This is a genomic window from Rickettsia sp. TH2014 (assembly GCF_019249195.1).
GTDB lineage: Bacteria > Pseudomonadota > Alphaproteobacteria > Rickettsiales > Rickettsiaceae > Rickettsia > Rickettsia felis.
Map to the genome: position 1 here is coordinate 1 of NZ_MXAX01000131.1, position 4,099 is coordinate 4,099.

Genomic DNA, 4,099 nt, shown 5'->3' on the forward strand with positions numbered 1-4,099 from the left:
TAAGATTAAATCTTGACTTCTACATATTATTCTTTTCTTTTTGTACTTTCTTTCTTCTTTGTAAATTCTTTTTTAAAGCAGTTGATAAATTATCAAATTTAGCTGGTGGTTTGGCTTTTTTCGGTGCTTCTTTGGTATCTTTGGTAGATGACATAAATAATTATCTTTTCACATTAGCATTATTATATTATATTATGGATATTTTGGAAATAAAACTATAAATAATCTATGAATCAAAGTAATATAATCTCTCCTGAGTTACTGGATGAGAGAAAAAATATTGCAAGGCAAGGGGGCGGTGAAGCTAGGATCAACGCACAACATCAAAAAGGTAAGTTAACTGCACGAGAACGCATAGAAGTATTATTAGATCCGAATAGCTTTACCGAAACAGGTATGTTTGTATCCCATAGATGCAATAATTTTGGGATGCAGGATAAAAAGTTTTTAGGTGACGGTGTTGTAACGGGACACGGTACGATAAACGGTAGGTTGGTATTTATTTATAGCCAAGATTTTACCGTACTTGGTGGCTCACTCGGTGAATATCATGCTAAGAAAATCTGCGATATTATCGATCAAGCTATAGCAACCGGTGCTCCTGTAATCGGTATTAACGACTCAGGGGGAGCAAGAATTCAAGAAGGAGTTGATGCTCTTGCCGGATACGGTGAATTATTTCAGCGTAATGTTTTAGCATCTGGTGTTATCCCTCAAATTACCTTAATTATGGGACCTTGTGCCGGTGGTGCGGTATATTCCCCCGCTTTAACCGATTTTATATTCATGGTTAAGAATAGTTCTTATATGTTCGTAACTGGTCCCGATGTAGTAAAAACCGTTACGGGTGAAGAAGTAAGCCAAGAAAAGCTCGGTGGTGCTAGAATGCATACCACTAAAAGCGGCGTTGCCGATCTTGCATTCAATAATGATATAGAAGCACTGCTCGAAATTCGTAAGTTCTTTAATTTCCTTCCGTCATCCAACCGTAGTCCTCTTCCTGTTCGCTCGACTATTGACCCCGCCGATAGAGTCGATATGTCTCTTAGCACGTTAATACCTAACACTCCTAATAAGCCTTATGACATGAAAGAGCTTGTTGAACGCATCGTTGATGAGGGAGAATTTTTTGAACTACAATCTGATTTTGCGAAGAATATCATTATCGGCTTTGGCTATATGGAAGGTTATCCGGTAGGATTTGTGGCTAATCAGCCTTTGCATTTAGCAGGATGTTTAGATATAAACGCCTCAAGAAAAGCAGCAAGGTTTATTAGATTTTGTGATGCTTTCAATATTCCTGTAGTAAGCCTTGTTGATGTACCTGGATTTCTGCCCGGTACATCTCAAGAGCATGACGGTATTATTAAACACGGGGCTAAGCTGTTATACGCGTATGCGGAAGCTACAGTGCCGAAGATTACCGTAATTACCCGTAAGGCTTATGGAGGTGCTTATATAGTTATGAACTCCAAGCATCTTAGAGGCGATATAAACTATGCTTGGTTTAATTCGGAAATCGCTGTTATGGGTGCAGAGGGAGCAGCCGAGATAATATTTAAGGAAGAATGTAAAGACCCTGAAGCTAAAAAACAAAAAATCGATGAATATAGAAAAGTAGTAACCTCGCCTTTTGTTGCAGCATCTAGGGGATATTTAGACGATATTATAAGACCGCAAAATACTAGATGGCGAATATGTAAGGCGTTAAATTTCCTGCGTACTAAAAAAGTAGAATTACCTTGGAAGAAGCATGATAATTTGCCGCTTTAGCCAAACGTCATTGCGAGGAAAATTACGAAGTAATTGACGAAGCAATCTCAGGATATTTGACGAGATTGCCGCGCTCCCTATGGTCGCTCGCAATGACGAAAAATACAAGAAAAATTATAACAAAAAACTATGAATAAACCATTATTTGATAAAATTTTAATTGCTAATCGTAGCGAGATCGCCGTTAGGATAATACGTACCTTAAAAAAGATGGGAATAAAGTCGGTTGCAGTATATTCTGAAGCAGATACAAACTCAATGTATGTGCAGCATGCAGATGAGGCTTATTATATAGGTGATTCCCCTGCAACGGAAAGTTATTTATCTATTAAAAATATTATCTCAGCAATTCGTGAAAGTGGAGCAAGTGCAGTACATCCAGGCTACGGTTTTTTATCGGAAAATCCAAATTTTGCCAATATTCTTAAAAGAGAAGGTGTTGTTTTAATAGGACCGAGTGCCGGAACTATTAAAAAAATGGGCGATAAAATCGAAGCAAAAAAGATAGCGATAGAAGCCGGAGTTAGCACAGTTCCGGGTTATATGGGAACTATAAACGATGTTAAGCAAGCGGTGGATATTGCTAAAGAGATTGGTTTTCCGGTAATAGTAAAAGCGGCTGCCGGCGGCGGTGGACGTGGTATGAGAGTAGTGAATAATCCTGCTGAAATGGCAAATGCTTTTGAGTCGGCAAAGCTTGAAGCAGCCAATAGTTTTAGTGACGATAGATTATTTATTGAGAAGTTAATTCAAACGCCCCGTCATATCGAAATTCAGCTAATTGCCGATCAATACGGCAATAGCGTATGTCTCGGAGAGCGTGAATGTTCAATACAGCGTCACCATCAAAAAGTAATCGAAGAAGCACCGAGTTCTTTTATTACTGAAGATATAAGGCAAGAAATGTATCGGCAGGTAATATCCTTATCTCAAAAAGTGGGATATTATTCGGCCGGTACCGTTGAGTTTATAGTAGATAGCAATAAAAATTTCTATTTTTTAGAGATGAATACTAGGTTGCAAGTCGAGCATCCCGTTACTGAGCTAATTACCGGTATAGATATCGTTGAAGAGATGATAAAAATCGCAGCCGGTGAGAAATTATCCTTTACACAAGATGACATAAAATTAAAAGGTTGGGCATTTGAATCACGAATTTGTGCCGAAAACCCAAGCAGAGGTTTCTTACCTTCTAGCGGTAGAATTATAGCTTATTCCGAACCTGCAAAGAGTCCTAATATCCGTATAGATACAGGAATTGGGCTTGGCGGTGAAGTAAGCATGTTTTATGATTCGATGATTGCAAAATTATGTACTTACGGTGAAACAAGAGAGCAGGCGATTGAGGTAATGCGTTCTGCTTTGAGTTCTTATATAATTAACGGCATTGCTCATAATATCAGTTTCTTAGAAGCTGTAATGCTACATCCACGCTTTGTTAGCGGCGATATTTCTACCGCCTTTATTCAAGAAGAATATCCTGACGGCTTTTCCGGAGCTAGTCTAACTTCAGAAGTAACTACCGTATTTTTAGCAACGGCTATTTTTATTTATATATCAGAGCAAAGACGCGCTTCTTTAATTTCCGGCAATATTGACAATCAAGCTAACAAAATAGGTACAAGATGGGTAGTAACTATCGATGATAAATTATTCCCCGTATTAATTACACCTGTTGAAAACGGCTATAATATACGTCACGAAAGCGATAGAATATATATTCGTAGTAACTGGAATTTAGGTAATGAACTTTTTACGGCTATAATTAACGGTAAAAAGACAAATGTAAAAATTGAGAATATCAGAACCGGTTATTTATTATCGCATGCCGGTATTAGCGTAAAAGCCTTTGTACGCTCTCCTCGTATATCAGAACTTGAAGCGTTAATGGTCTCAAAAGTAGTAGTAGAAGAAAGCTCCGAACTTGGGGCTCCTCTAAGCGGTCAGATTGCTGCGATAAAGGTGAAAGAAGGACAGGAAGTGACGGCAGGACAAGAAATTATGACTTTAATTGCTATGAAAATGGAAAACCTGATTCTTGCCGAAAGAGACGGAAAAATAGCTAAAATTTTTGTTAATGAAAAGGATAATGTTGTAAGAGGACAGATATTATTAGAATTTGCTTGATATACTCTGCTATCGCTATTGCGAGTGGCATTACCCGCGTGGATCGATTTCACCTCTGTGTGTCATCCCGTGGGCTTGACCAGCGTTGTTGCATGGCTCGAAAAACACGCTCGGTGTCATTCCTGCGAAAGCAGAAATCCATCACAAAGCGAGATAAATCGAGGGTCGTGCCTCCGTATTGCAGTTTAGAGTAAATAGT

Annotated in this window: 3 protein-coding genes; 2 read left to right on the top strand and 1 reads right to left on the bottom strand. The window is 38.5% G+C overall.

Annotated elements, in window-relative coordinates; translation table 11 throughout:
• Positions 1–19: 19 nt before the first annotated feature.
• Positions 20–154: a hypothetical protein gene (locus KYQ89_RS07680; protein ID WP_256621206.1), complete on the bottom strand. Its 135-nt coding sequence runs from the start codon at positions 152–154 to the stop codon at positions 20–22.
• A 74-nt stretch (positions 155–228) separates the two neighbouring features.
• Here KYQ89_RS07680 and KYQ89_RS02540 point away from each other — a divergent pair, with 74 nt between their 5' ends.
• Both KYQ89_RS02540 and KYQ89_RS02545 read left to right on the top strand, forming a co-directional pair.
• Positions 229–1,773: an acyl-CoA carboxylase subunit beta gene (locus tag KYQ89_RS02540; protein WP_218460272.1), complete on the top strand. Its 1,545-nt coding sequence runs from the start codon at positions 229–231 to the stop codon at positions 1,771–1,773.
• A gap of 129 nt (positions 1,774–1,902) precedes the next feature.
• Positions 1,903–3,900: an acetyl/propionyl/methylcrotonyl-CoA carboxylase subunit alpha gene (locus KYQ89_RS02545; RefSeq protein WP_218460273.1), complete on the top strand. Its 1,998-nt coding sequence runs from the start codon at positions 1,903–1,905 to the stop codon at positions 3,898–3,900.
• The last annotated feature ends 199 nt before the right edge of the window (positions 3,901–4,099 follow it).